Source organism: Pseudoalteromonas sp. S3785 (assembly GCF_005887365.1).
Taxonomy (GTDB): domain Bacteria; phylum Pseudomonadota; class Gammaproteobacteria; order Enterobacterales; family Alteromonadaceae; genus Pseudoalteromonas.
The window spans coordinates 1-23,484 of sequence record NZ_PNCT01000032.1; the positions used below are offsets into that span (position 1 = coordinate 1).

The 23,484-nt window shown below is 40.1% G+C and carries 18 protein-coding genes; 7 read left to right on the top strand and 11 right to left on the bottom strand.

The genetic code is table 11. From position 1 onward, the window contains the following. Positions 1–334: 334 nt before the first annotated feature. Positions 335–1,069, bottom strand: coding sequence for a substrate-binding periplasmic protein (locus CWC17_RS09285; RefSeq protein WP_249935912.1), 735 nt, complete (start codon positions 1,067–1,069; stop codon positions 335–337). Between the two features lie 134 nt (positions 1,070–1,203). After that, positions 1,204–2,493 (bottom strand): peptide-methionine (S)-S-oxide reductase MsrA, encoded by a 1,290-nt coding sequence (gene msrA / locus CWC17_RS09290; protein ID WP_138612686.1) that lies wholly within the window; start codon positions 2,491–2,493, stop codon positions 1,204–1,206. Between the two features lie 195 nt (positions 2,494–2,688). Here msrA and pxpB point away from each other — a divergent pair, with 195 nt between their 5' ends. From pxpB to CWC17_RS09310, 4 genes are all read left to right on the top strand, one after another. After that, a complete protein-coding gene (gene pxpB, locus CWC17_RS09295; protein WP_138612687.1) occupies positions 2,689–3,348 on the top strand; it encodes a 5-oxoprolinase subunit PxpB in 660 nt (219 codons plus the stop codon). Between the two features lies 1 nt (position 3,349). Then, positions 3,350–4,282: a 5-oxoprolinase subunit C family protein gene (locus tag CWC17_RS09300; RefSeq protein ID WP_138612688.1), complete on the top strand. Its 933-nt coding sequence runs from the start codon at positions 3,350–3,352 to the stop codon at positions 4,280–4,282. A 425-nt stretch (positions 4,283–4,707) separates the two neighbouring features. Beyond that, complete coding sequence (gene asnB / locus CWC17_RS09305; RefSeq protein ID WP_138612689.1) at positions 4,708–6,381, top strand: asparagine synthase B; 1,674 nt, start codon at positions 4,708–4,710, stop codon at positions 6,379–6,381. Next, positions 6,365–7,204, top strand: a complete 840-nt coding sequence (locus tag CWC17_RS09310) for a PhzF family phenazine biosynthesis protein (RefSeq protein WP_138612690.1) — start codon at positions 6,365–6,367, stop codon at positions 7,202–7,204. Before asnB ends, CWC17_RS09310 begins: the two co-directional genes overlap by 17 nt. A 4-nt stretch (positions 7,205–7,208) precedes the next feature. On the opposite strand, the gene egtD is transcribed toward CWC17_RS09310, so the two are convergent. Next, a complete protein-coding gene (gene egtD / locus CWC17_RS09315; RefSeq protein ID WP_138612691.1) occupies positions 7,209–8,183 on the bottom strand; it encodes an L-histidine N(alpha)-methyltransferase in 975 nt (324 codons plus the stop codon). Then, positions 8,180–9,454, bottom strand: a complete 1,275-nt coding sequence (gene egtB / locus CWC17_RS09320; protein ID WP_138612692.1) for an ergothioneine biosynthesis protein EgtB — start codon at positions 9,452–9,454, stop codon at positions 8,180–8,182. The genes egtD and egtB overlap by 4 nt, the downstream gene beginning before the upstream one ends. Positions 9,455–9,891: 437 nt before the next feature. Here egtB and CWC17_RS09325 point away from each other — a divergent pair, with 437 nt between their 5' ends. Next, positions 9,892–11,472: a BCCT family transporter gene (locus CWC17_RS09325; RefSeq protein WP_138541881.1), complete on the top strand. Its 1,581-nt coding sequence runs from the start codon at positions 9,892–9,894 to the stop codon at positions 11,470–11,472. 94 nt (positions 11,473–11,566) lie between these two features. Here the strand turns inward: CWC17_RS09325 and CWC17_RS09330 are convergent, their stop codons facing one another. The 5 genes from CWC17_RS09330 to trhO all read right to left on the bottom strand — a co-directional run bounded on the left by CWC17_RS09330 (position 11,567) and on the right by trhO (position 19,664). Continuing rightward, entirely contained in the window at positions 11,567–12,271 is a 705-nt protein-coding gene (locus tag CWC17_RS09330; RefSeq protein WP_138612693.1) for a 3'-5' exonuclease, read from the bottom strand. Positions 12,272–12,274: 3 nt separating this feature from the next. Then, positions 12,275–14,170, bottom strand: coding sequence for a DUF294 nucleotidyltransferase-like domain-containing protein (locus CWC17_RS09335; protein WP_138541879.1), 1,896 nt, complete (start codon positions 14,168–14,170; stop codon positions 12,275–12,277). Positions 14,171–14,310: 140 nt separating this feature from the next. Then, positions 14,311–17,385: an efflux RND transporter permease subunit gene (locus CWC17_RS09340; RefSeq protein WP_138612694.1), complete on the bottom strand. Its 3,075-nt coding sequence runs from the start codon at positions 17,383–17,385 to the stop codon at positions 14,311–14,313. 2 nt (positions 17,386–17,387) lie between these two features. Then, a complete protein-coding gene (locus CWC17_RS09345; protein ID WP_171042078.1) occupies positions 17,388–18,404 on the bottom strand; it encodes an efflux RND transporter periplasmic adaptor subunit in 1,017 nt (338 codons plus the stop codon). Positions 18,405–18,656: 252 nt separating this feature from the next. Next, positions 18,657–19,664, bottom strand: coding sequence for an oxygen-dependent tRNA uridine(34) hydroxylase TrhO (gene trhO, locus CWC17_RS09350; RefSeq protein WP_138541877.1), 1,008 nt, complete (start codon positions 19,662–19,664; stop codon positions 18,657–18,659). Positions 19,665–19,862: 198 nt separating this feature from the next. On the opposite strand from trhO, the gene CWC17_RS09355 reads away from it, so the two are divergent. Beyond that, positions 19,863–21,188: a DEAD/DEAH box helicase gene (locus CWC17_RS09355; protein WP_138612695.1), complete on the top strand. Its 1,326-nt coding sequence runs from the start codon at positions 19,863–19,865 to the stop codon at positions 21,186–21,188. Between the two features lie 2 nt (positions 21,189–21,190). Further along, on the top strand, positions 21,191–22,021 hold the full coding sequence (locus CWC17_RS09360; protein WP_138541875.1) for a CvfB family protein: 831 nt from the start codon (positions 21,191–21,193) through the stop codon (positions 22,019–22,021). A 251-nt stretch (positions 22,022–22,272) separates the two neighbouring features. Here the strand turns inward: CWC17_RS09360 and CWC17_RS09365 are convergent, their stop codons facing one another. Next, positions 22,273–22,647 (bottom strand): hypothetical protein, encoded by a 375-nt coding sequence (locus CWC17_RS09365; RefSeq protein WP_138541874.1) that lies wholly within the window; start codon positions 22,645–22,647, stop codon positions 22,273–22,275. 91 nt (positions 22,648–22,738) lie between these two features. After that, positions 22,739–23,443: an orotidine-5'-phosphate decarboxylase gene (pyrF, locus tag CWC17_RS09370; RefSeq protein WP_055016055.1), complete on the bottom strand. Its 705-nt coding sequence runs from the start codon at positions 23,441–23,443 to the stop codon at positions 22,739–22,741. Positions 23,444–23,484 lie beyond the last annotated feature (41 nt).

A 23,484-nucleotide genomic window follows, 5' to 3' on the forward strand; every position in this document is an offset into this window, starting at 1 on the left:
ACTGCGACTGAGGTTGGGAGTTGTCTTTAGATAGAACAATTTCGTTTCCCTCGCTTAAAAGAATCTTATATTGTGTGTGTAAGATGTTGTCAGTGTGAAAAGCGGTTCATGTGAGGTGGTGACCTTATATGGGCCGTTTTTATTTTATAAGCACTATTTTTTGCCCCTGCCCTTGTACGTTAATACGCTTAATTAAATGATCTATTTTGAGGCTAAGAACCATATTAATAGCTGAGTAAAAATTCGCTATTCAATTGTTTTAAATGCGCGTTTTAAACATACACAGCCACACATCACCCCCACCAAAGGATTTACTATTTATTGCGGATTGGAATTATTCAATTATAAAGTTATTCTTTTGTTTTAGCTGTTTAATGGTATTTTCATTCTCTTTTAAAAATACATTAAACTTTCTAATAAGATGTGGGTGCTTAATGCTCGATAGCATAAACGCTTGATGATCAACTGGCAGCTGATGCTGAAAAAACACAGGTACAGGGGTATCGAAAAACTCCTCAATATTGTACTTAAGTACATCGTGTGAAATATATATACAATCAACTCGCTCTTTATGCAGCAAGTAAATCATCTCAATAACATTATCATTTTCGATTACTTTTAAGTTAGGCATTGAAGTTAATTTATTAAGCCCTTGTAATGTAAAACCACGCACTTTTGCAAGTGATTTGCAGTCTTCAAGTTTAATATTGTCTTTTAAACTTGCTATACCTGTATGTGTAACTAATGAAGGCACAGAATAATTAATGCTTTGCTGGTGCTGACGTTTGTAGCTTACTTGCCAATTAGGGTTATCTGGATATTTAAAATCAACATGGTGATGCTCTATAAACTCTTTATATAGGCGAGGAATTGGTAAAGTATAAAACTCAAACTTGATATTTTGCTGTTTTGCAAATAACTCCAGCAGCTCTTTGCTAAAACCAAAATAATCACGTTTGTAAGTACCACTACCATCGTAATAAGGCATATACTCGATATTTTCTACGCCTATTACATATTTTTCATTTGGTTGTGCTTGGGTTGGGCTTATTGCTATAAGCCCATACACAAGTGCTAAAGTGTAAATCAGTTTGATAGTTTAACGTCACTTTTATTGGTTGATACCTAAACTTATATAACATAATTGCAGTTAATTAAAGTTTATATTTATTTAAAGAAGAGCGAACGAATCGCCCTTAAAAATTAGCTTTTGTCGCGGGGTTTAAATTCTAACACTGTGGCATTAATGCAATACCTATCCGTACCTCTAGGCCCTTCACCTATAAATAAGTGCCCTAAATGAATACCTGAACTTTTAGATTTAAGCTCAATTCGTGTCATTCCCCAGCTTGTATCCTTGTGTTTAGTCACACTATTTTTTACTGGATGCTTAAACGACAGCCAACCTGTGCCCGAATTAAATCTATCTCGAGTATCAAACAAGGGTTCACCACTTAACTTATCTACAAATACGCCATCGGGGGTATTTTTAAATTCCTTATACTCTTTGCAATACGGTCTGTCTGTGCGCTCATGAAATGCCACCTCGTATGCATCACTATCACCTAACTTAAATGCACCCAGCGCTTTATAAAATTCAGCGGGGGACGCGTAGCCTTGATGTGCATACACCTCCTTACCATTTTCTAAAAATAAAATTGTAGGGGTTGCCCACGTTGCCGATTTTATAGTTAACCCTTTGAGTTCATCTGCATGGCGAAAGGTTAAAGGAATTGAGCCTTTATAATCATTTACTACTAATTTTTTAAATTTTTCGCAGTAAGGGCAATACTCCCGCGAATCGAGTACCACAATATGCTTGCCGCTTAGTAAAAAGTTATTGTCTACATCTACTTTTTTAGTTTTATTAAAAACCACACCTGTGGCGTGATCTGGGCAATAGCCATTTGGGTTCTTTTGTAAATAATTTTGATGGTACTCCTCAGCAGATACAAACCCCTCAAGCGGTTTTATTACTGTTTTTATTTGGCCATAGCCTGTTTCTGTTAATAACAGCTGATACTCGGCTTTAACTTGATCTGCAAGCTGCGCTTGCTCTTTTGTGGTAGTAAGAATAATTGATCGGTACTGCGTGCCAATATCATTACCTTGGCGGTTCAATTGTGTAGGATCATGGCTTTCAAAGTAATTTTGTATCAATGCTTTAGAAGAAATCACATTGCTGTTGTACATAACTTGCACTACTTCAGCGTAGTTATTTTCGTCAAAACGACGAGATTGGTCGGTAATATTTTTATAGGTTGCTTTAAAACCGTGTCCATCAGCATAACCCGACTCTGCATCTATAACCCCCTCTAGTGCTTCGTAACGTTTTTCGGCTCCCCAAAAACACCCAGAGCCTAGCACTATGGTTTTTATGTGCATGGTGGCCGCTACGTTACTGTGCTCTATTTTTTCTGTTGATAAAGCAAAACAGCCAGCGCTAAAGGTAATAGCAGCGCCCAATAAATAAACTGTTCGAGAAAATGTCATAAATACCTCTTAATACCTGCGTGTTTTAATTAAGACCTAACCAACCATGTTTTAATTTCAGCAAATAAATACGTACTAAATTTGTATTCAGTTTGAGTCTACATTTTATCTTCGCCGGTTTTCTTATGGCTAGGTACTGATTAAATTGACAAAACTATGTTAGCTTTGCTTCACGTTGTATAAAAAGATTAAGTTATGACTGCATTATCACAGGTATTTACTTTAACAAATAACAGTTTGCTATTAGATGCCACACAGCATAAACAAAACAATGTGTTAGACACTCAAAAAAAAATTTGGGCGCTCACTAAGAATCTAAAGCAAAGTAACGAATTTATCGATTTAGTCCCAGGCATGAACTCTTTAACGCTTTATTTAAAATCGGCTCATAATTTAGAAAAATGGAAAAACGCTCTCCCAGATTTATGGGACAAAGTTCACGCATCAACATTTACAGGCACTCATCATAAAATACACACTACTTATGAAGGAGAAGATTTAGATTTTGTTGCCAAACAAACTAACTTAACACCCCAGCAAATTATTCAAATACACAGTCAAACCACTTACCACGTTTTATTTTTAGGGTTTCAGCCCGGTTTTGCCTACCTTCATGGATTAGACTCACGCTTGCATATCCCACGCAGAGATACGCCGCGTACTAAAGTGCCTAAAGGTGCGGTTGCTTTAGGTTCAGATCAAACCGCCATTTACCCTGCAGAAACACCTGGCGGTTGGCATATTATTGGCCACACTAATACGCCTCTTTTTGATAGCACACACGCAGAACCTTGCTTACTCAAACCCGGCGATACGCTATCGTTTGTTTCAATAAACACAGTGCAAGGAGCATAACGTGATAAAAGTTCTTAAACCCGGCGTACAACTTACAATTCAAGATAGCGGACGCTACGGTTATCGACATTTAGGTGTTAGCCAAGCGGGTTGTTTAGACCCTTACGCACAAATAATTGCTAATAAATTAGTGGGTAACAAAGATAATGAAGCTGTGCTTGAGGTGACATTAGGCCTGTGCGAGTTACAGTTTGAATCCGATACAGTTATCGCATTACAAGGCGCTGATTTAAACGCTGCGCTTGATGAAACACCCTTGTACCCAGGCTGGAGCTACCAAGTAAGAGCGAAACAAACTTTAAGTTTTGATACGGGTCGCGCTGGTTTGCGTGCCTATGTAGCCGTACAAGGTGGTATTGATGTTAAAGATGTGATGGGCTCAAAATCAACCGATTTAAACGCGCTCTTTGGTGGTTTAGCAGGTAAAGCGCTTAGTGAGGGCGACATTATCGCGATAAAAACATCGCCCGTGACAATAACGCGCTTTAGACAGCGCGGTGCTATTACCCCGCCTAAATTGAAAGTGATTCGGGTTCACGCGAGTCCGCACGCACAGCTATTAGGTGATACGCTTCTTAAACAGTTTTTCTCCAAACCCTTTAAAGTCAGCCATAACAGTAACAGAATGGGACTTAGACTAACAAACGAAAGCCCCTTAACTCATAGTCATTCACTGCCCTCATTGGGCACAGGCCCAGGCTCGATTCAATTACCGCCCAGTGGCGAACCTATTGTATTACTTAATGATGCTCAAACAACCGGTGGCTACCCATTACTTGGTACGGTAATAGAGGCTGATTTACATCAATTTGCCCAATTTAGACCCGGTGACTCTATTGAATTTAAGCAGGTAAGCCATGAGCAAGCTAAATTGGCAAAACAAAAGCTTGAAGGTCACTTACACCAGCTCAGCTTGGCGCTTAAATACAGTTAATTATAAAAGTGGGCAATTAAGCCTCTATTTGGCGGCTATTTAAAATAGCTAACTGCGCTTTGCTTAGAGGCAATAATAAGCTGAGTTTAGGTAGTTAATAGCTTTAAACACAAAAAATATACAGTAAGACAATTAAGTTTTACTTTAAATTTCGCACAACTTTAGTGCATTTGTGTGAAGTGAATTTTTTAAAACAATGCGCTAACAGCCTTACTAACGCCACTTTTAATAATAAATTTGGTGTAAATATAAACGCACCTTCACACAAAGCACCAACATGGTGCGAAAGCATTGCACTTGGTGCATAAATTATTCTTAATTAATTGCAAAAGCAGTGTGACTTGAGTAATTATTTCTGATAAAACAAGGTTTCGCAGTACAGCAACGTTGCTTTGCTGCACACATAATAGGAATGAGGAGTTACTATGTGTTCAATTTTTGGTGTATTAGATATTAAATCTAACGCCACTCAGTTGCGTACCCAAGCAATTGAAATGTCAAAGTTACTAAGGCACCGCGGCCCAGATTGGTCTGGTGTATATTCATCTGAAAAAGCGATTTTAGTGCATGAACGCTTAGCTATTGTAGGTGTTTCAAGTGGCGCACAACCATTATATAACCCTGAAAAAACAAATATATTAGCGGTTAACGGCGAAATTTATAATCATAAAGAGCTGGCAGCAGAGTTAGAAGTTGATTTTGAATTTCAAACTCAATCAGACTGTGAAGTTATTCTAGCGTTATACAAACAAAAAGGGCCTGAGTTTTTAGATGACCTAAATGGTATTTTTGCATTTTGTTTATACGATGAAGAAAACGATGCGTACTTAATTGGCCGAGATCACATTGGTATTATTCCACTTTATACTGGCCACGATGAGCATGGTAATTTTTATGTTGCTTCTGAGCTTAAAGCGCTCTCGCCAATTTGTAGGCATATTGAAGAGTTTCCTCCAGGTCATTACCTTTATAGCAAAGATGGAGAGCTTAAGCCTTATTACAAACGCGACTGGGAAACTTTCGATGCAGTTAAAGATAACAGTGCACAAGCGCAAGACGTAAAAGAAGCGTTAGAGGGCGCTGTAAAACGCCAGCTAATGTGTGATGTACCTTATGGCGTATTGCTATCAGGTGGTTTAGACTCGTCGGTTATTTCGGCTATTACGCAACGTTTTGCTGCTAAACGTATTGAAGATAACGATGAAAGTGACGCATGGTGGCCTAAGCTACATTCATTTTCTGTTGGCCTTGAGGGGTCACCTGATTTAGCCGCTGCGCAAAAAGTAGCGGATATGATTGGCACAGTGCATCACCCTATTCACTTTACCATTCAAGAAGGTATTGATGCGCTTCGTGAGGTTATTTACCACATTGAAACGTACGATGTAACTACCATACGTGCTTCAACGCCAATGTACCTAATGGCGCGCCAAATTAAAGCTATGGGTATTAAAATGGTGTTATCGGGCGAAGGCGCTGATGAACTATTTGGTGGCTATTTATACTTCCATAAAGCACCAAACGCACAAGAATTCCATGAAGAGCTAAACCGTAAAGTGTCAAAGCTGCATATGTTTGACTGTTTACGTGCTAATAAGTCAATGGCTGCATGGGGCGTAGAAGCACGTGTACCGTTTCTTGATAAAGAGTTTGTTGATGTGGCTATGCGTATCAACCCTGAAGCTAAAATGTGTAAAGATGGCAAAATTGAAAAGCACATTTTGCGCGAAGGTTTCGATGGCTACCTGCCTGAAGAAGTACTGTGGCGCCAAAAAGAGCAATTCTCTGACGGTGTTGGCTACAGCTGGATAGACACGTTAAAAGAGTTTGTAAACGAGCAAGTAAGTGACCAAGAGCTTGCTAATGCTAAGTTTAAATATCCAATTAATACGCCAGATTCAAAAGAAGCCTATTACTATCGCTCTATTTTTGAATCACATTTCCCAGGTGATGCATCAGCTAAATGTGTACCACATGGTAAGTCGGTTGCGTGTTCAACCCCTGAAGCACTTGCATGGGATGCATCATTTCAAAATAATGCTGACCCATCAGGCCGTGCTGCAGGCGTCCACAACGACGCGTATGCAAGCAAAGGCTAAACGCACCTTTTTATCGCAATGTAGGCTCAAGCAGCCTATGTTGCGGTATATAAAGCATCTCTATTCAGTTCCTGTATTTTCTAGTTCACGTTTTAACTTAGCTGGTTCACGTGCGTTAATTGTTATTTATAAACAAGGGTTAAGTACGCGCGTAATGCAAAATATTGCCGCAAATTCGCAGCACCCTGCGACCGTTTTTTTAAATGAAAGCGAAATTTCTCGCCATATATGTAACATTCGCTGGTTTAACCAAACATCAGAAATTAAGCGCTGTGGCCATGGCACCCTTGCTGCTGCAAACTGTTTATTAGCCCACTTTGGCTTTTGCCCTTTATACTTTATTTCGAACGATAAAGAGCGGTTTAAAATAAAGCGTGATAAAGGCCGTGTGCAACTTCAGCTAGCGGCTATTAATTTAAAAAAGGTTGATAAGGTTAATAGTCTTAGAGGTGTATTTTCACATTCTATAAAAGCAACTTACTCAACAGCTCATAAGAGCGGTTATACCGTTGTACTGTTTAACCACATAGTTGATTTAAAGCAATTAAAGGTTGATTTTACGCGCCTAGCAAAAGTGCATAACAATGCGGTAATTGCATTGCAAATACATAGTATTGATAAAAGCAATGCCTGCGCGCATTTTAGGTATTTTGCGCCGCAATTTGGGGTAAATGAAGATTCGGCTACAGGCTCCGCTGTGTCGGTTATAGCGCCACTTATTTTTAGACTACATGGTTTAAATGAAGCAACTCTTATTCAGCAGTCATCAAAAGGTGCGCTGCTAAACTATACATTTAACAGCAATCAGGTCGTTGTAAATTAAGCTGTTACATTGGCCTTAGTAGGCAAAGTGCAAAATAGCTTTTCTCGTCCTGCCATGTTTGTTCAAGCGATAAATTAGCTTGGGCAGCAAGGTTTTTAAACGACTCAAGCGTATATTTGTGCGAGTTCTCAGTGTGGATGCTCTCTCCCGCTACAAAGTCTATTTGCTTATCGTTAATAACCACACTTTGATTACACTTGCTCACTAAATGCATTTCAATGCGGCTGTGCACTTCGTTAAATCGCGATTCGTGTTTAAAATTATCTAAAATAAACGTGCCATTTAATTCGTTATTTATACGCTGTAGTAAGTTTTTATTAAAGGCGGCGGTAATGCCGGCTTTATCATCGTAGGCATCTAGTAACACTTGTCGTTCTTTTACTAAATCAATTCCTATTAATACATAACCATCAACGCCGCACAAACGGAAAAAATTTTTCATGATTTCTATGGCTTTTACTGGCGCAAAGTTACCTAGTGTAGAACCTGGAAAATAAACTAAATTTGTTTGGCTATCTAAAGCAGTGTCTTTTGTTAGCTGCTTAACCATTTGGCTATGGGTAAAATCACCTAACAGTGGCGTAATGGCCAGCTCCGGGAATAACGGCGATAAATGCGCTAACGAGTAATTAAGCATTTCTGATGATATTTCAAAGGGGACAAAGGTTTTTACGTTGCTCATATGGGCAAGTAAATACGCGACCTTTTTACCTGAGCCACAGCCAGGCTCAATAATTGATAGGTTTTCTGGCAATATATTAGCGATAGCTTTTGAGTAATTCTCTAAGATGGCAAGTTCAGTACGGGTAACATAGTACTCTTGCAAAGAGGTTATTTGCTCGAATAATGCCGCCCCTTTATCATCGTAAAAATACTTACACGGCAACGACTTTTGCTGTTGAGCAAGTCCATGTAATACATCATTTAAAAAGTCTAGATCGGTTATTGATTGCTGATTAATTGCTGTTACTTGGCTCATAGTAAGTCCTTTGCTAGTCTTATGCCGCTGCACATCCACGCTTGGTGTGGATAAAAAAAGTTACGGTAGGTCTGTCTTAAATGATCTTTTGGGGTAAACACACACCCGCCACGTAAAACCATTTGGTTATTCATAAATTTACCATTGTACTCCCCTGCATCTCCGCTAAAGGGTTTGAAGCCTGGGTAAGGTAAATAAGCGCTATTAGTCCACTGCCAGCATGTATCACTTAAATGTGAGATGGTATCTGGCTGTTTACATACAGTTGGCGTGAGCAAATTATTTTGCGGTTGTTTAAGTACTTGCTGCTGGGCTACATACTCCCATTCAAATTCAGTAGGTAGACGCGCACTCACAAAATTAGCGTAAGCTGCCGCTTCAAAATAATTTACATGACTCACTGGGGCATCTAAATTTAAGGGCTGCAATCCGTAGAGGGTAAATTCAAACCACTGCCCCTCAATAGACTGCCAGTATAAAGGGTGACTAACTTGCTGAGCGTTTACATTAGCCCAGCCATCACTTAACCAAAATGAGGGAGTTTTATATCCCCCCGCCTCTATAAATTGTAAATACTCTCTATTTGTCACTAGTCGGTTTGCAAACCTAAACGGATGAATAAGAGCTTGATGTTTAGGTTGCTCGTTATCGTACGAAAAGCCATTTTTGGCATCAGCCCCTATATTGGTTATGCTTTGGCTAAATTCGGTATATTTTAAAGTGCCTAACGAATAACTACCCTCGATTAGGTTACTCGGGGCTTGGCGGTAGACAGGAAAACTAGGATTAACCGAAAAATTATATTTAATATCCATCAGCATGAGCTCTTGATGTTGTTGCTCATGATTCAGCCCAAGTTCTATTATATTACACAGTGTTTGGTTAGTGCCTGATTGAAGTAGCTCATTGACGGCATTATCAACATAGGCTCTGTAGCGCATCACCTCCTCTAAACTAGGGCGAGATAAACATCCTCTATTCGCACGCTTAAATTGCTCACCTATGCCATTGTAGTAGGAGTTAAACAATACCTTAAATTGTTCATCAAAGAGTGTGTAGTTAGGCAGGTACTTTGCAAGTAAAAATGTTTCAAAAAACCAGGTGGTGTGTGCTAAATGCCATTTTATTGGACTTACATCATCCATTGCTTGTAATTGGCAGTCTTCTGCACTTAAATCTTTTATAAGCGTAAGGCTATGTTGGCGAACTAGCTGAAATTGTGCCTGTGTTTTCTCAAAGCTGTGCACTTCGTTCGCTTGCGTGTTTAGCATATTTAAGTTCGTCCCTTTTCACTCTTTTGTGATTAAAATATAGCCTACCTCAGATTTTACCTTTATGCATGTAACATAATGATTAAACTGGTAATAAACCCGTTCATATTGAAGGGAAATTCATTTACTAATAAACGAATTTTATGAGGTAGCATTAATTTTAGTTTAATAACAAACTAATTTTTAACACTCACTGAATTAACAATAGCTTATATTTCTATCTATAAATAGCATTTAGCACTAAGTAATCAGTGATTTATAACCAAATAGTTTTACATTTACGATTTAACTCATACACTATTAAGGGTATGATCTATGATTAAATTAATTAGTTCTCAAATAAGTTTTATTGTAAATATTGCAACTTACTTTAGAGGTAATTAACTTAGTATTACGCCGGAGCTCTCTGGCTTGTTAGGACAACATAAGAGGTATTCATGAGCGAAAATCATGACAAGTATAGTATTGATAATACGGACTACACCGTAGGTCAAGATAACGTACAAAAATGGGGGTTTGATATACATAATCCTGTTTTTGGTATTAGTGCCGGTTTGATTGTCATCTTTTTAGTCGCCATTCTTGTTACTGATGCGCAAACAGCAAAATCAACACTTGATGGTATTAAACTCGATATAATAAATAACTTTGATGCGTTTTTTATGTGGGCAGCAAACTTCTTTGTTATTTTTTGCTTGGCGCTGATTGTATCGCCATACGGTAATGTCCGTTTAGGTGGAGAAGGAGCCAAACCAACGCACTCGCGTATGTCATGGCTTGCAATGTTATTTGCTGCAGGTATGGGTATTGGGTTAATGTTTTGGGGTGTTGCAGAGCCAGTAGCTTACTTTACAGGCTGGTACGAGACCCCGCTAAATGTAACCGCTAATACACCAGAAGCTGCAAAAGTAGCAATGGGAGCTACTATGTTTCACTGGGGGCTTCATCCATGGGCAATTTATGCTGTTGTAGCACTCTCCCTTGCGTTTTTTACTTATAATAAAGGTCTTCCTTTATCAATCCGCTCGATTTTTTATCCACTATTAGGCGACAAAGCGTGGGGGTGGCCTGGTCATATTATTGATATTCTTGCTGTGCTTGCTACTTTGTTTGGCCTTGCAACCTCGTTAGGTTTGGGGGCGCAACAAGCTTCTGCAGGTATTAATCATGTATTTGGTACTGAAGGTGGTGTAGGCGCGCAATTATTAGTTATTATAGGCGTTACTTTGCTGGCTATTATTTCAGTTGTGCGCGGTATTGATGGCGGCGTAAAAGTACTTAGTAATATAAATATGCTTATCGCATTTGCCTTACTCTTATTTGTTGGTTTAGTTGGCTTTGCAGTGGCAATTGGTAATGTACCAAACACGGTAATGGGCTACATCGAAAATATTATCCCGCTGAGCAACCCACATGGTCGTGAAGACGAAACATGGATGCACGGGTGGACAGTTTTTTACTGGGCATGGTGGATTTCGTGGTCACCGTTTGTAGGTATGTTTATTGCGCGTGTCTCTCGTGGTCGTACAATTAGAGAGTTTTTAATCGCTGTATTATTAATTCCTACTGCGGTTACTATTTTATGGATGTCTATTTACGGCGGTATAGCCATCGACCAAGTTGTGCAAGGTGTAGGCAGCTTAGGCGTAAACGGTTTAACCGATGTACCTATGGCAATGTTCCAAATGCTAGACGAATTGCCAATGTCGAGCGTGCTTTCGTTCCTTGCTGTGGTTTTAGTATTAGTGTTTTTCATTACCTCTTCTGACTCGGGTTCATTAGTTATCGACTCTATTACAGCAGGCGGTAAAGTAGATGCACCTGTACCACAACGTATTTTTTGGGCTACGGTTGAGGGCTCTATTGCCGCTGCACTTTTATGGATTGGCGGTACAGAAGCAATTCAAGCGCTGCAAGCGGGGGCTGTTTCAACGGGCCTTCCGTTTACTTTAGTGTTACTACTTATGTGTGTAAGCCTATTGTTAGGGCTACGTACTGAGCCTCGTGCTGCTAAGTAGTTAGCTTTAATAAAATAACTATAAAAAACGCCGCATTATTTGCGGCGTTTTTATTGACTAAAATAAACGTTGTTTAATAAATTTAAAAATAGATTTAGCTTAGTAACTCACCCAATGGTGTATCATCACGGTAATGATATTGCACCTGTGCAATCAGCAACTCTGCTGTAGCTAATGCATCAGTTAGTGCATTATGGTTTTGGTACGCAGGCAAAGAGTAGCGACTTCGACAGTCAGTTAGCCTCAGTGAACCTACTTTTTGATTAAACAACCGCCCTATTAACCCTTGTCGGGCGCGCAATGCTCGTTGCTCAAGTTCCATAGTGTCGACTAACGCAAACTGGATCCCTTCGTTAATTCGCGCAAGTAATGCATTATTCAAAAAGTGCCGCTCTATCGCTGCATAATGTACCACCACGACTTTACCACTAAGTGCATCAAGTAGCGGTCTTAGCCGAGAGGTTAAATCAGGGGCATCATCTACTTCTGAGTGAGTAATACCATGAATAACAATCGACTCCTCACTTAAGCTTTTACGCGGTTGTACCACCCAATGTTTAGCATCTGTGCAATACACTCTTTGCAATGTAAAAGGGACTAAGCCAATACTAACTATATCGTCTACCTCACTATTTAGACCGGTTGTCTCAAAATCAAGAGCTACAAACGAAATGTCTTTTATTGGCGTGTGCGTATCACCATAAGCGTGCTGATAAAACGCTTTTAAATGCTCATTTTTAGCGTTTTTAGCCAACGTTTTATAATGGGCCTGCCAGTCAAAATACGATTGTTTAGCCATTCGTTACTTAACACCCGCATTGGCTGAGTAGCTAAACTTTAAGTAGCTTTGTGCTTTTTCGAGTATGGCAAATGCTTCTTTTAAATTACGTTGCTCAAACGGCGAAAGTAAATGCGGGTCTATGTCGTTATCGGGCTCTTCTTCTTGCTCTATTTGCCATGCTTGATGGCGTATTCGCATCATGGCAATGTATTCTAACGCGTCACGTAAATCTTGCGCTTTGCCCTCAGGCAACAGACGTGACTCTATAATATCTTCAAGGCGTTCAAACGAATTTTGCTTACGAGAGCCTATTGCCAGTGCATGCACTCTTATCACATCAGAAAGCGGCGCGGTGCCTCGTCGTTTTAAGTTCATTGAGCGCTTATGCTGGCCGTTATGCTCCAGCACAAAGCCTTTAAAAAACCCAAGTGGCGGTGTGCGGTTTCGGGCATTAGCAGCCATATTCGCTAAAAATACGCGGTTTTGTTTACTTTGTTTGGCAATAAAAATTTTTAGCTCATCGGCCCACTTTGTTTTACCCCACACCCCATCTAAATCAAAAAATATAGAGCTGTTAAGCAGTGCTTGTGGTTTGGGTAAGGCTATCCATTGTGAGAATTGATCAAACCATTGCGAGCGTGTTTTGCGCCACTTTTTAAACGAGGCCATAATCTCGCCACTGCAATAGGTATAACCACATTGCGCTAAGCCATCGCACACAAAATCAGAAATATTTTGAAAGTACTCGTTATGTTTTGCATCATCATAATTGTCATCTAAAATAAGCGCGTTATCTTGATCTGTTACAATAAGCTGCTCATCTCGCGCCATAGAGCCTAACGCTATAAAACAGTAAGGTACTGGCGGCGGACCATACTTTTCTTCAGCTAATACCAATAAGCGCTGTTTAAAAGTACGCCCTATTACGGCCATTGCCGTACCTATCATATGTGAATTAGCGTCTTCATTTACCATACGCACAAATACACTCGGTAATTGGCGAGCATAATGTGCCAAATCTTCAATCGTTTGCTGCGCTAAAATACCGCGTACTAAAAGTAAGCTACTTTGCGACTCGTACCTTAAAATATCGGATAATGAAATAACCCCAATGGGACGGCGCTTTTGTACAACAGGTAAGTGGTGCAAGTTATCACGCAGCATCGCAAGCACCGCTTCAAATACATACGCATTTGAATCAAGTAGTACAAGGTTCGTCGACATAATTTTATCTGCGGTAACGTCAAGGCCTAGCCCTTGTGCTACCACTTTTGTGCGTATATCGCGGTCGGTGATAATACCGACAATTTGCCCATCGTCCTCTTCAGGATCGTCACTAATGGGTTTGTCTAAATCGGTAACTAAAACAGAAGATACCGCTTCTTCTGTCATTACTTTAGCAACATCTTGAATGGTTGTTTGAGTACTTAGCGTTACTACATCCCGGTGAATGAGTGATTTAACTTTGGCGGTTGTTAAGTCGTTACTGTCGGCTTGTTCAACTAACGCTTGGCGAAGACGTACATTGCCATCAGCTTCAAAATAATCAGCAAAACTATCAAACTCATCGCAATAACGATTAAACAATTCAAAGTTAATACAATAAACCAGCGTATCTTCCAATGCTTTAGCAGGAAAACGTACTTTACGGTTCATCAATAGGCCCATTTGGCCAAAAATTCCCCCTACATCTAAACGATTATAGAGCTCGTTATTACGACGATATATTTCCACAGAGCCACTGCGAATAATAAATAAATCAGCGATATCTTGGCCCAGCGTTAATATATCAGTTTGCGAGCGGTAGTAAGCAACCTCAACTTGTTGCGCAAGCTCGTTTAACGCGTTTGTGGGTAAGTCATCAAATGGCGGGTGCTGCGCTAAAAATTGCGCAATTTCAACTTGTTCGGCTTGCATTGAGGATTCCTTGTGGCCAGACAAAAGGCATGAATATGCTTAAGAAGCTATCTTAACAAACAAGGTCTGCCAATCAACCCATAAGCATGCCCAGCACATTTTAATTTAATAACATGGCTGGGCATGGCATTAAGGTTAGTCTATTTTTCAAGCTCTTGTGCGAGTTGCTTAGATTCATCCCCTCTTGGTGTAGTAAAACGTGCTAAGCCTAAGTAAATTACTGGAGTAAGATAAAGCGTAAACAATACCGCCAATGCTAAGCCGCCAAACACCACCCAGCCTATGGCATTTCGGGCCTCAGCCCCTGCGCCTGTAGAGAGGATTAGCGGCAACGCACCAAGCAGTGTCGATATAAGGGTCATTGTAATTGGACGCAAACGCACCATTGCAGCTTGCTCGACAGCTTTTCTGACCGTTAAGCCTTGATCGCGTAACTGATCTGCAAATTCAACAAGCAAAATCGCATTTTTAGCGATTAAGCCTATCAGCATCACTAAACCTATTTGAGAGTAAATATTTAACGACGTACCGGTTAAATAAAGCGCTAATATGGCCGAGGTAATACCAAAGGGAACAGTTATCATTACCACAATGGCACTATTTACATTTTCAAATTGCGCGGCCAACACTAAAAATACGATTAAAAAAGCAAGTACATAGGTTATGAGTACTTCGCTGGATGTTTCTTCATACGTTAGCGCTTCACCTTTAAACGCAAGAGCAATACCTGGTTCTAACGATTGTTCAGACACGGTTTTTATTTGCTCTACTAAAGCAGCTATGGTTAACGACTCTGGCAGTTCCATGCTGAGCTCTATTGAACGACGCTGAGCATGTCGCTCAAGCTCTGCAGCCACGCCTTCTTCAGAAATATTCGCCACACTACTTAACGGCACTAAACTGCCATTACCCGCTCTGATGTATAAATTTGCCAAGTCACTTGGACTGTTTATGGTTTGGTTTTGCGCTTGTAGCATAATTGGCACAGACTGATCGCCAATGTTTAAATCTTCTACGTCGTCGCCATTTATTGCTGCGCGCAAGGTAATGGCAATGTCGTTTAGTGCTACTCCTAGCTCTTGTGCACGTCGTCTGTCTATATTTACACGAAGTTGTGGTTGCGATGGTTGATACGAAATACGCACAGGTGCCACCTCAGGAACGGCTTTTTCTAAGGCCGCAGAAAACTGCTGTGCCGCTTTAAATATTTGCAAATAATCTTGACCAAGTAACGCTATTTCAACGCCTCCCCCTTGGCCGCGTAAATTTAAACTATTTGCACCACCTGGGTATGCCGGTGCTCCTGGAATATCGCCAAGCGGTTGTCGTATTTTGTTAATAATTTCTTGTTGACTAAAATGGCGCTCATCCCAATGCTTTAATGGCACAGTGATAAACACAATATTAGGGTCCCATTGGCCTACAACAGTATAAATAGACTCGATTTCGCCACTATCGACAAACGGAAGTAAAATATCTTCCATTTTTATCGCTTGCCTATCCATAAAGTTAAGCCCTACACCATCTGGGCCTCGTGCAAATATACGAATTTTACCTCGGTCTTCTGTGGGCAAAAGCTCACTATCTAAACTGGCGTACAATGCCCCTGAGCCAGCGGCAACCAATAAACACGCCGAAAACGTAAGCCACGCGTGGTTAAGCACCTTATGAATTGATTTTGTATAAATTGCGCCAAGCCAGTGGCCTAGCTTTGCAAACGGGTGAAAGCCCCCCTGCTTTAACTTTAATTTAGAGGTAAGCGCAGGCACTAATGAAAGTGCAACAAAGCTTGATATAATCACGGCGCCTGCAAGAACACCGCCAAACTCTCTAAATAAGCGACCCGCCGTAGAGGGCAAAAATGCAATGGGTATAAATACAGCAGCCAGTACTGCGGTGGTTGCCACAACAGCAAAAAACACCTCTCGCGTGCCTATTACAGCAGCTGCTCGGCGTCCTAAACCAAGCCCTCGCTGGCGCTGAATATTTTCACTTACTACTATGGCATCATCAACAATTAGGCCAGTGGCTAATACAAGCGCCAACAAGGTTAAAATATTTATTGAAAAACCCAATGCCCATATAAGCGCTAAAGAACCAATTAAAGCAACAGGAATAGCAAAAGCAGGTACTAAAGTAGCACGCCAAGAACCAATAAATACCCATAAAGTGATTACCACTAACAGTACAGTGAGTAACAAAGAGTAAATTACTTCATCGACTGAGCTTCTTATAAATTGTGCATCATCAGAGGTAAGCGTAAATTCCATTTCTAGAAAGCGCGTTTGCATATTTTTTATAAGCTTGAGGACTTCATCTGATATTTCAATTGTATTTGATTGTGCTTGGCGAATAATTTCCATACCAATAACAGGTTTACCGTTTAGCCTTACCATAGAGCGCGGATCGGCAGGCCCAAAATAAACGGCTGCAATATCGCTAATACAGGTGTCGCCTTGAATTATTATATCGCCCACTTGCTCAGGGGTGATTGATGTAGCATCAGCACGGACAATAATTTGCTGATCGTTTGCCTTTAAACTCCCTGCAGGTACGTCAAATGGGGCTTGGCTAAGCACTTGTGCTACATCGGGCACAGTTAAATTAAAGCTACTTAGTTTTAATGGGTCTATGCGTACTCTTAATACTCGTTCTCTATCACCGTTTAAGCGTACATCTGCGACACCCTGAATGGTTAAAAATTGTGGCGCTAAGTCAACATTTACGCGCTCGGTAAGTGCTTCAAGCGATAAACTTTCACTGGATACAGTTAGCGATACAACCGCTTCGGCGTCGTTGTCGGCTTTAATAATAGACACACGTTCCACTTCCTCTGGAAGGTCTCGCTCTACACGTGCAACAGACTCACGCGTCTCATTTGCAGCGTCATCTAAGTTTATTCCTGGTCTAAATTCGACCACAATACGTGCATTTCCCTCTTCACTTTGTGCGCGTATTGATTTAACGCCACTTACACGTGCCACTGCGCCTTCTAATTTACTGGTTACTTCGGTATCAACGGTCTCAGGCGAGCCACCAGGAAAAGGGGCCGAAACCGTAATACGTGGTCTATCCACATCAGGAAGCTCTCTTACTTCAACTCCCGCTATAGCCGCAATACCTGCAATAATAATTAATAAGTTAAGCACCACAATAAGGACTGGGCGGCGAATCGCCATCGAGGGTAAATCGTGCATCATAGGTTGCTGTTTCATACCTACTCCTGCGTATCTTGTGCAGATAAATTAAAGCTTAGTTCTTGGCCTGCACGTAAGCGTTGTACCCCTTCAATGACTAAAATATCGCCTTTAGTTAACGGCCCAGAAACCAATAATCGCCCCGCCAAACGCTGCTCTATTTTTATATCAACACGGGTTGCTTTTTTATCTACACTAGTCCATACGTATGGACCAGTTGCCCCCCACAGTAATGCAGCCTCAGGGATTGCAGCAAAACGCTCGCCTAGCACTTCAATATGTACCCTAAAGCTCATGCCGGGTAAAAATCGTTGTTTTTCATTATTTAGCTTTGCTTTAACGCGTAAAGTGCGGGTTTGTGGGTCTACGCGTGAATCTAAATAGGCAATATCAGCGTTGATGGCAGTCCCTGATTGCCAAGGAAATACCGTTAAGCTGCTTTTATTACGCAACATAGTAATGGCCGACTCAGGCGCATTAAAATTTATATACAGGCTTGTTGTATCATCGATTGTAGCAATAGCGGTTTGCTCGGTTATTCTATCGCCTTCCTCTACATCTGTAAGCCCCATTATGCCATCTATCGGCGCAATTACTTTTCTGTCTTCAAGCTCAGTTTGCGCCTGTACTAACGTTACTTTGGCAAGCTCTACAACGGTTTTAGCATCATCAACATCGCTTTTGGGTACAGCCCCTTTGGCCTGACTTTTTTCTAATCGTTTTAATATTCGCCGGGTGTCGGCAAGTCTAATTTTAGCCTCATCAAGCGCAGCTTTTTGCCTACGAGAATCAAGTTCTAGTAAAATATCACCTTTATTTACTTTATCACCTGGCTTAAAAAAAACGCCTGTTACTCTATCGCCTACTGCCGGATACATGACAACCGAATGTATTGCCTCTGTATTTCCAACTGCTTGAACCTGTTGTTTGGCGTTTTCTAATGTAATTTTTTGCACTACAACGTTTGCGCTCATTGCAGGGGTACAGATAAATATCAATGTACTGAGCACACCGATTATAAAATTATGTGATTTCAACACAGCACCTTAATTAATTATTATTCCCATTACCTTACGAAGTCTAACACCTCATTGATCAATAAGTAGAATAGAGAGATAAATTAGCAAAACTATAAGATGAAATTAAAGTTGGTAATACCAATTTGATTTTAAAAGGCCCCTAAAGGCTGATCATTTATGCAAATACAGGCAGGATTAAACTAAAAAGTGGCTATTTAAATAAAAAAGCCCAGTATAAACTGGGCTATGCAAATAATAAGGAGTTAGAGATTATTTACCGCGCTGCGCATCTTTTTGAGCTTTTTTAGCTTCTTTACGTTGTTGTAAAACCGCTTGCGCTTCATTACCAATATGCCCTTCACCACGAGCTTGTGCTAATTCTATTTGCTTTTGACGCTCAGCAAAACGAGCACGCTGCTCATCGGTTACATTGTCAATACAGTGATGGCACGAAACACCTTCCATGTATTCTGGCTTTTGCTTTTCTTCTTCTGTAATCGGCATACGACAGGCATGGCACTGATCGTAAGAGCCTTTTTGTAAATCATGATTTACTGCTACACGATTATCAAAAACAAAGCACTCACCTTCCCACATTGTTTCTTCTTTTGGCACTTCTTCTAGGTATTTTAAAATACCGCCTTCAAGGTGGTAAACTTCATCAAACCCTTGCTCTTTCATGTAAGCCGTTGATTTTTCGCAGCGAATACCGCCGGTACAAAACATGGCTACTTTTTTGTGTTTTTCTGGGTCTAAATTTTCTTTAGCCCACTGAGGGAACTCACGGAAAGTTTTGGTATTAGGATCGACTGCATTTTGAAAAGTACCAATTTCAATTTCGTAATCGTTACGTGTATCAATCAAAATTACATCAGGGTCAGATATTAATGCATTCCACTCTTTAGGTTTAACATAGCTACCCACTACTTTAAGTGGATCAATCCCTTCAACGCCCATAGTAACAATTTCGTTTTTTAGTTTTACTTTAGTACGGTAAAACGGGCATTCGTCATCGTATGATTCTTTAGTTACTATGTCTTTTAGGTTTTCTTGTGTGTCTAACCACGCAAGTAAGTTATCTATTCCTTCGCGCTTAGCCGATACAGTACCGTTAATACCTTCAGCAGCAAGCAATAAAGTACCGCGTACTTCGTTTGCTTCCATTACTTCTAAAAGGGGTTTACGTAGTGCTTCAAAATTTGGCAAACCTACAAATTTGTACATTGCACACACTACAAAGTGCTCGTTTGTTACATCATCTTTATGAACAGCAGTCATTTTACTTCCTATTTTGCTTTGATAGCCTTTAGTGGCGTTTACCGAATCGTAAATCCGGCGCATATGGGGCGCGTATTTTACGCTTTTTATAATTAATTGCAAAAAATAGCGCGTTAGAATGGTTTTTACTGTCGGCATAACCCTTGTGTAAGCTATAATGCGGCAATAATTTTAAGTTGCACATTGGAGAACACGACTTTGCACTTTACTGATCTTGGGATTGATACTCGCCTTGAAAAACAATTAGCACATCAAGGGATCACCCAGCCCACAGATATTCAAGCACATGCAGTGCCTACCGCACTTGCAGGGCATGACATTTTTGCCCAGTCTAAAACTGGGTCGGGCAAAACATTAGCGTTTTTATTACCTGCTGTTCAGCGAGTTATGAAACAAAAAGCGCTCAGTAAACGCGATCCACGTGTCCTCATCGTTGCACCAACCCGTGAGCTTGCAACGCAAGTATTTACGCAATTGCGTTTATTAATTGCGGGCACAAGCATTAAAGCTGTAAAAATACTCGGTGGCGAGAACTTTAACGATCAAATTAAAGCGCTTCGTAACGACCCGCACTTTGTTGTGGCAACCCCAGGGCGTTTGGCCGATCACATTACAAAACGCTCATTACAATTAAGCGGGTTAGAGCTATTAATTTTTGATGAAGCTGACCGTATTTTAGACTTAGGTTTTACTGAACAACTTAAGATGATTAACGAGCAAGCGAATCACCGCTTGCGCCAAACATTACTTTTTTCAGCAACACTAGATCACGCTCAAGTCGATGCCTTATCGCGTAATTTATTAAAAAAACCAAAGCAAATTACTTTGAGCGCCGCAAACGAGCAACACAGTGATATTAAACAAACACTCTATTTAGCCGATCACCTTGATCATAAAGAAGCGTTACTTGAGCATTTTTTAAAGCAGGACAATGTTGGCCAATGTATTATTTTTACAGCAACACGCGCCGATACCGGCCGTTTGAGTGAAGCATTAAATGCAAAAGGTTTTAAATCGGTGGCTTTAGCTGGCGATTTAACGCAGAGCAAACGCCTTGAGATCATGGATTCGTTTAGCCGCGAAAACTTTAAAATTTTGATCACCACTGACGTCGCTTCACGTGGACTCGATTTATTAAGTGTAACGCATGTAATCAACTTTGATTTACCAAAACACGCTGAAGAGTATGTACACCGTATAGGTCGTACAGGCCGTGCGGGATTTAAAGGTAATGCACTATCGCTAGTAGGTCCTAAAGACTGGGCAAGTTACTTAGCAATTAAGTCGTTTTTGAACGACGAACTGGTTTTTGCAAGCGTTGATGGCCTTAAAGCTAAATTTAAAGGTATAAAACAGAAAAAGCCTGCAACAGCCGCTGTAAAAACTAAAAAAGTTGCACAGGTCAAAAAGCCGCAAGTTAAACGCAAGGCAAAACCTAAAAAACCAGCTGCACCTATAAAAGCCCCATTGAACATTGATGGCAATTCACCAATGCGCCGTAAAAAAAAGCCTGAGCAGGAATAATTATGAGTTACCTAGGAACAACACAAACCTTATTTGTTAAAGAAGTGAGCAATGAAGGTGCTTACCTTGATGGCCACAATTTAGGGGAAGTGTTTTTACCCAAACATGAAATTAAAGATGAACTCGAAGCTGGAGATAGCATAAGCGTTTTTATTTTTTTAGATAACGCAAACTTACCTACAGCAACAGTAAAAAAACCTCACGCCCAAGTTGGTGAATATGCATTACTTCGTGTTAAAGAAATAAATAGCATTGGTGCTTTTTTAGATTGGGGTCTCGAAAAAGATGTTTTAGCGCCTTTTAACGAGCAAAAGCCACGTATGCAAGAAGGTCATTCCTATTTAGTTCGCTTGTACTTGGATAACGCGAGCCAACGTATTTGCGCATCAAGTAACTTTAATCGCTTTTTATCAAAAGATGAACCTCAATACACTCACCTTCAAGAAGTTGATTTAATAGTGGCTGGTAAAACAGATATTGGCTACAAAGTGCTTATTGAAGAGTCTCACTTTGGTGTTGTTTTTTACAACATGGTGTTTAAAAACTTATTTGTAGGGCAAAAGCTTAAAGGCTTTATTCAAAAAGTACGTGAAGACGGAAAAATAGACGTCATCCTTGAAAAGCCAGGCATGGGTAAAGTAAGTGAGCTTGGTGATAAAATAATGGAAAAACTTAAAAACGAAGGCGGCATACTAGCCATTGGTGATAAATCTGATCCTGAGCTTATCAAAAAAGTATTTTCAACCAGTAAAGCTAACTACAAAAAAGCCATTGGTGGTTTATTTAAGCAAGGCTTGATTGATATAGAAGCAAAATCTATTCGCTTAAAATAGTCGTACACTTTTTATAAGCGCTAACATTATGTTGGCGCTTATAGTTAAATTTTTTCTAAATAGTCTAATTAAATGATTGTTGATAGGTGATAAAACGTTTTGATGAATAAAAAACGTGAGTTAGCCACTACCACTAACGGCACTTATATTGCCCTGCTCTTTGCCTTCACGTTGTAGTGAGTGAAATTTATTAAACAAAGCTAAAACTAAGCTTTCTCCGCTTAAAATAATTAGGGGATCGCTAATAGGCATTAACCCATAATACGCTTATACGGTAACGTACATTCTGTATATTGCTTAGAATAATCAAGTATCTCAGCTTTGGTTTCTAAGCTGAGCGGTGCCAACCTAAATACTTTATTTTCACATTCACTTTGTTTGCTATCGTGATTCGAAATACATTCCGAGGTAGTCACGTTTTGGCGCGTTAAGCGCTCTTCATTTTTATAGCATAAGTGGTGTGCATAGCCATGCATGGTTTGTCTAAACTCAAATAAATCTACGGGGTAATTTGCGACGAGATCAGTAATCGCCGCGACACCATCATATGCCTTACTCGAAAAAACATATTTATTTACTGAAAAACCCGCAACAACGATTAATATAGATCCCAAAATTAACTTCAAAATAAACCCCTTACTGCATTCTTAGTACTAATGTAGCATAAAAATGTATTCATAAAAGGGGTTTAGCACTAAATAATTGCTTTTTGTTAATTTAAATTAGCGAGCTGTTAACATCATTCAAAGTTTGTACTGGATTTGATGATTGTGTGATTGGTCTACCAATCACTAAGTAATCGCTACCGGCTTCAATAGCTTGCTTAGGTGTCATAATCCGCTTTTGGTCGCCTAGATCACTTCCCGCAGGGCGAATGCCTGGGGTAATTAACTTAAATTCGCTACCAAAGTGCTCTTTTAACACTTTAGCTTCTTGAGCTGAGCATACCACCCCATCAAGCCCTGCTTCTTTTGTTAATTGTGCTAAATGGATAACTTGCTCTTGCGCTGATTTTTCAACGCCCAGTCGCTTTAACTCAGTTTCATCCATGCTGGTTAGCACTGTTACTGCAATTAATAAAGGTGCTTTATCGCCAAACTTTTCAAGTGCCAGCTTTGCTTTATTCATCATTTCAAAACCACCTGATGCATGAACGTTTACCATCCAAACGCCCATATTAGCCGCAGCGGTAACCGCTTTTGCCACTGTGTTAGGGATATCATGAAATTTTAAATCTAAGAATACGTCAAAGCCTAAATCGATTAATTGTTTAACGAATGCAGGCCCGAAATAAGTAAACATTTCTTTGCCTACTTTTAAGCGACACGACTCTGGTGAGAGTTTTTTTACAAAATTAAGAGCCGCCTCTTGTGAATCGTAATCTAGGGCAATGAGAACTTTTTTTGTATCTTCTAAAGACATAACTATCCTAATGAATGGCAGTAAAGTTATAAATAGTTGGG

What these genes read in the sequence shown, in the direction of transcription:
- msrA (WP_138612686.1), bottom strand. Translation starts at nt 2,493, where the DNA reads ATGACATTTTCTCGAACAGTTTATTTATTGGGCGCTGCTATTACCTTT.
- pxpB (WP_138612687.1), top strand. Translation starts at nt 2,689, where the DNA reads ATGACTGCATTATCACAGGTATTTACTTTAACAAATAACAGTTTGCTA.
- asnB (WP_138612689.1), top strand. Translation starts at nt 4,708, where the DNA reads ATGTGTTCAATTTTTGGTGTATTAGATATTAAATCTAACGCCACTCAG.
- CWC17_RS09310 (WP_138612690.1), top strand. Translation starts at nt 6,365, where the DNA reads ATGCAAGCAAAGGCTAAACGCACCTTTTTATCGCAATGTAGGCTCAAG.
- egtD (WP_138612691.1), bottom strand. Translation starts at nt 8,183, where the DNA reads ATGAGCCAAGTAACAGCAATTAATCAGCAATCAATAACCGATCTAGAC.
- egtB (WP_138612692.1), bottom strand. Translation starts at nt 9,454, where the DNA reads ATGCTAAACACGCAAGCGAACGAAGTGCACAGCTTTGAGAAAACACAG.
- CWC17_RS09325 (WP_138541881.1), top strand. Translation starts at nt 9,892, where the DNA reads ATGAGCGAAAATCATGACAAGTATAGTATTGATAATACGGACTACACC.
- CWC17_RS09330 (WP_138612693.1), bottom strand. Translation starts at nt 12,271, where the DNA reads ATGGCTAAACAATCGTATTTTGACTGGCAGGCCCATTATAAAACGTTG.
- CWC17_RS09335 (WP_138541879.1), bottom strand. Translation starts at nt 14,170, where the DNA reads ATGCAAGCCGAACAAGTTGAAATTGCGCAATTTTTAGCGCAGCACCCG.
- CWC17_RS09340 (WP_138612694.1), bottom strand. Translation starts at nt 17,385, where the DNA reads ATGAAACAGCAACCTATGATGCACGATTTACCCTCGATGGCGATTCGC.
- trhO (WP_138541877.1), bottom strand. Translation starts at nt 19,664, where the DNA reads ATGACTGCTGTTCATAAAGATGATGTAACAAACGAGCACTTTGTAGTG.
- CWC17_RS09360 (WP_138541875.1), top strand. Translation starts at nt 21,191, where the DNA reads ATGAGTTACCTAGGAACAACACAAACCTTATTTGTTAAAGAAGTGAGC.
- pyrF (WP_055016055.1), bottom strand. Translation starts at nt 23,443, where the DNA reads ATGTCTTTAGAAGATACAAAAAAAGTTCTCATTGCCCTAGATTACGAT.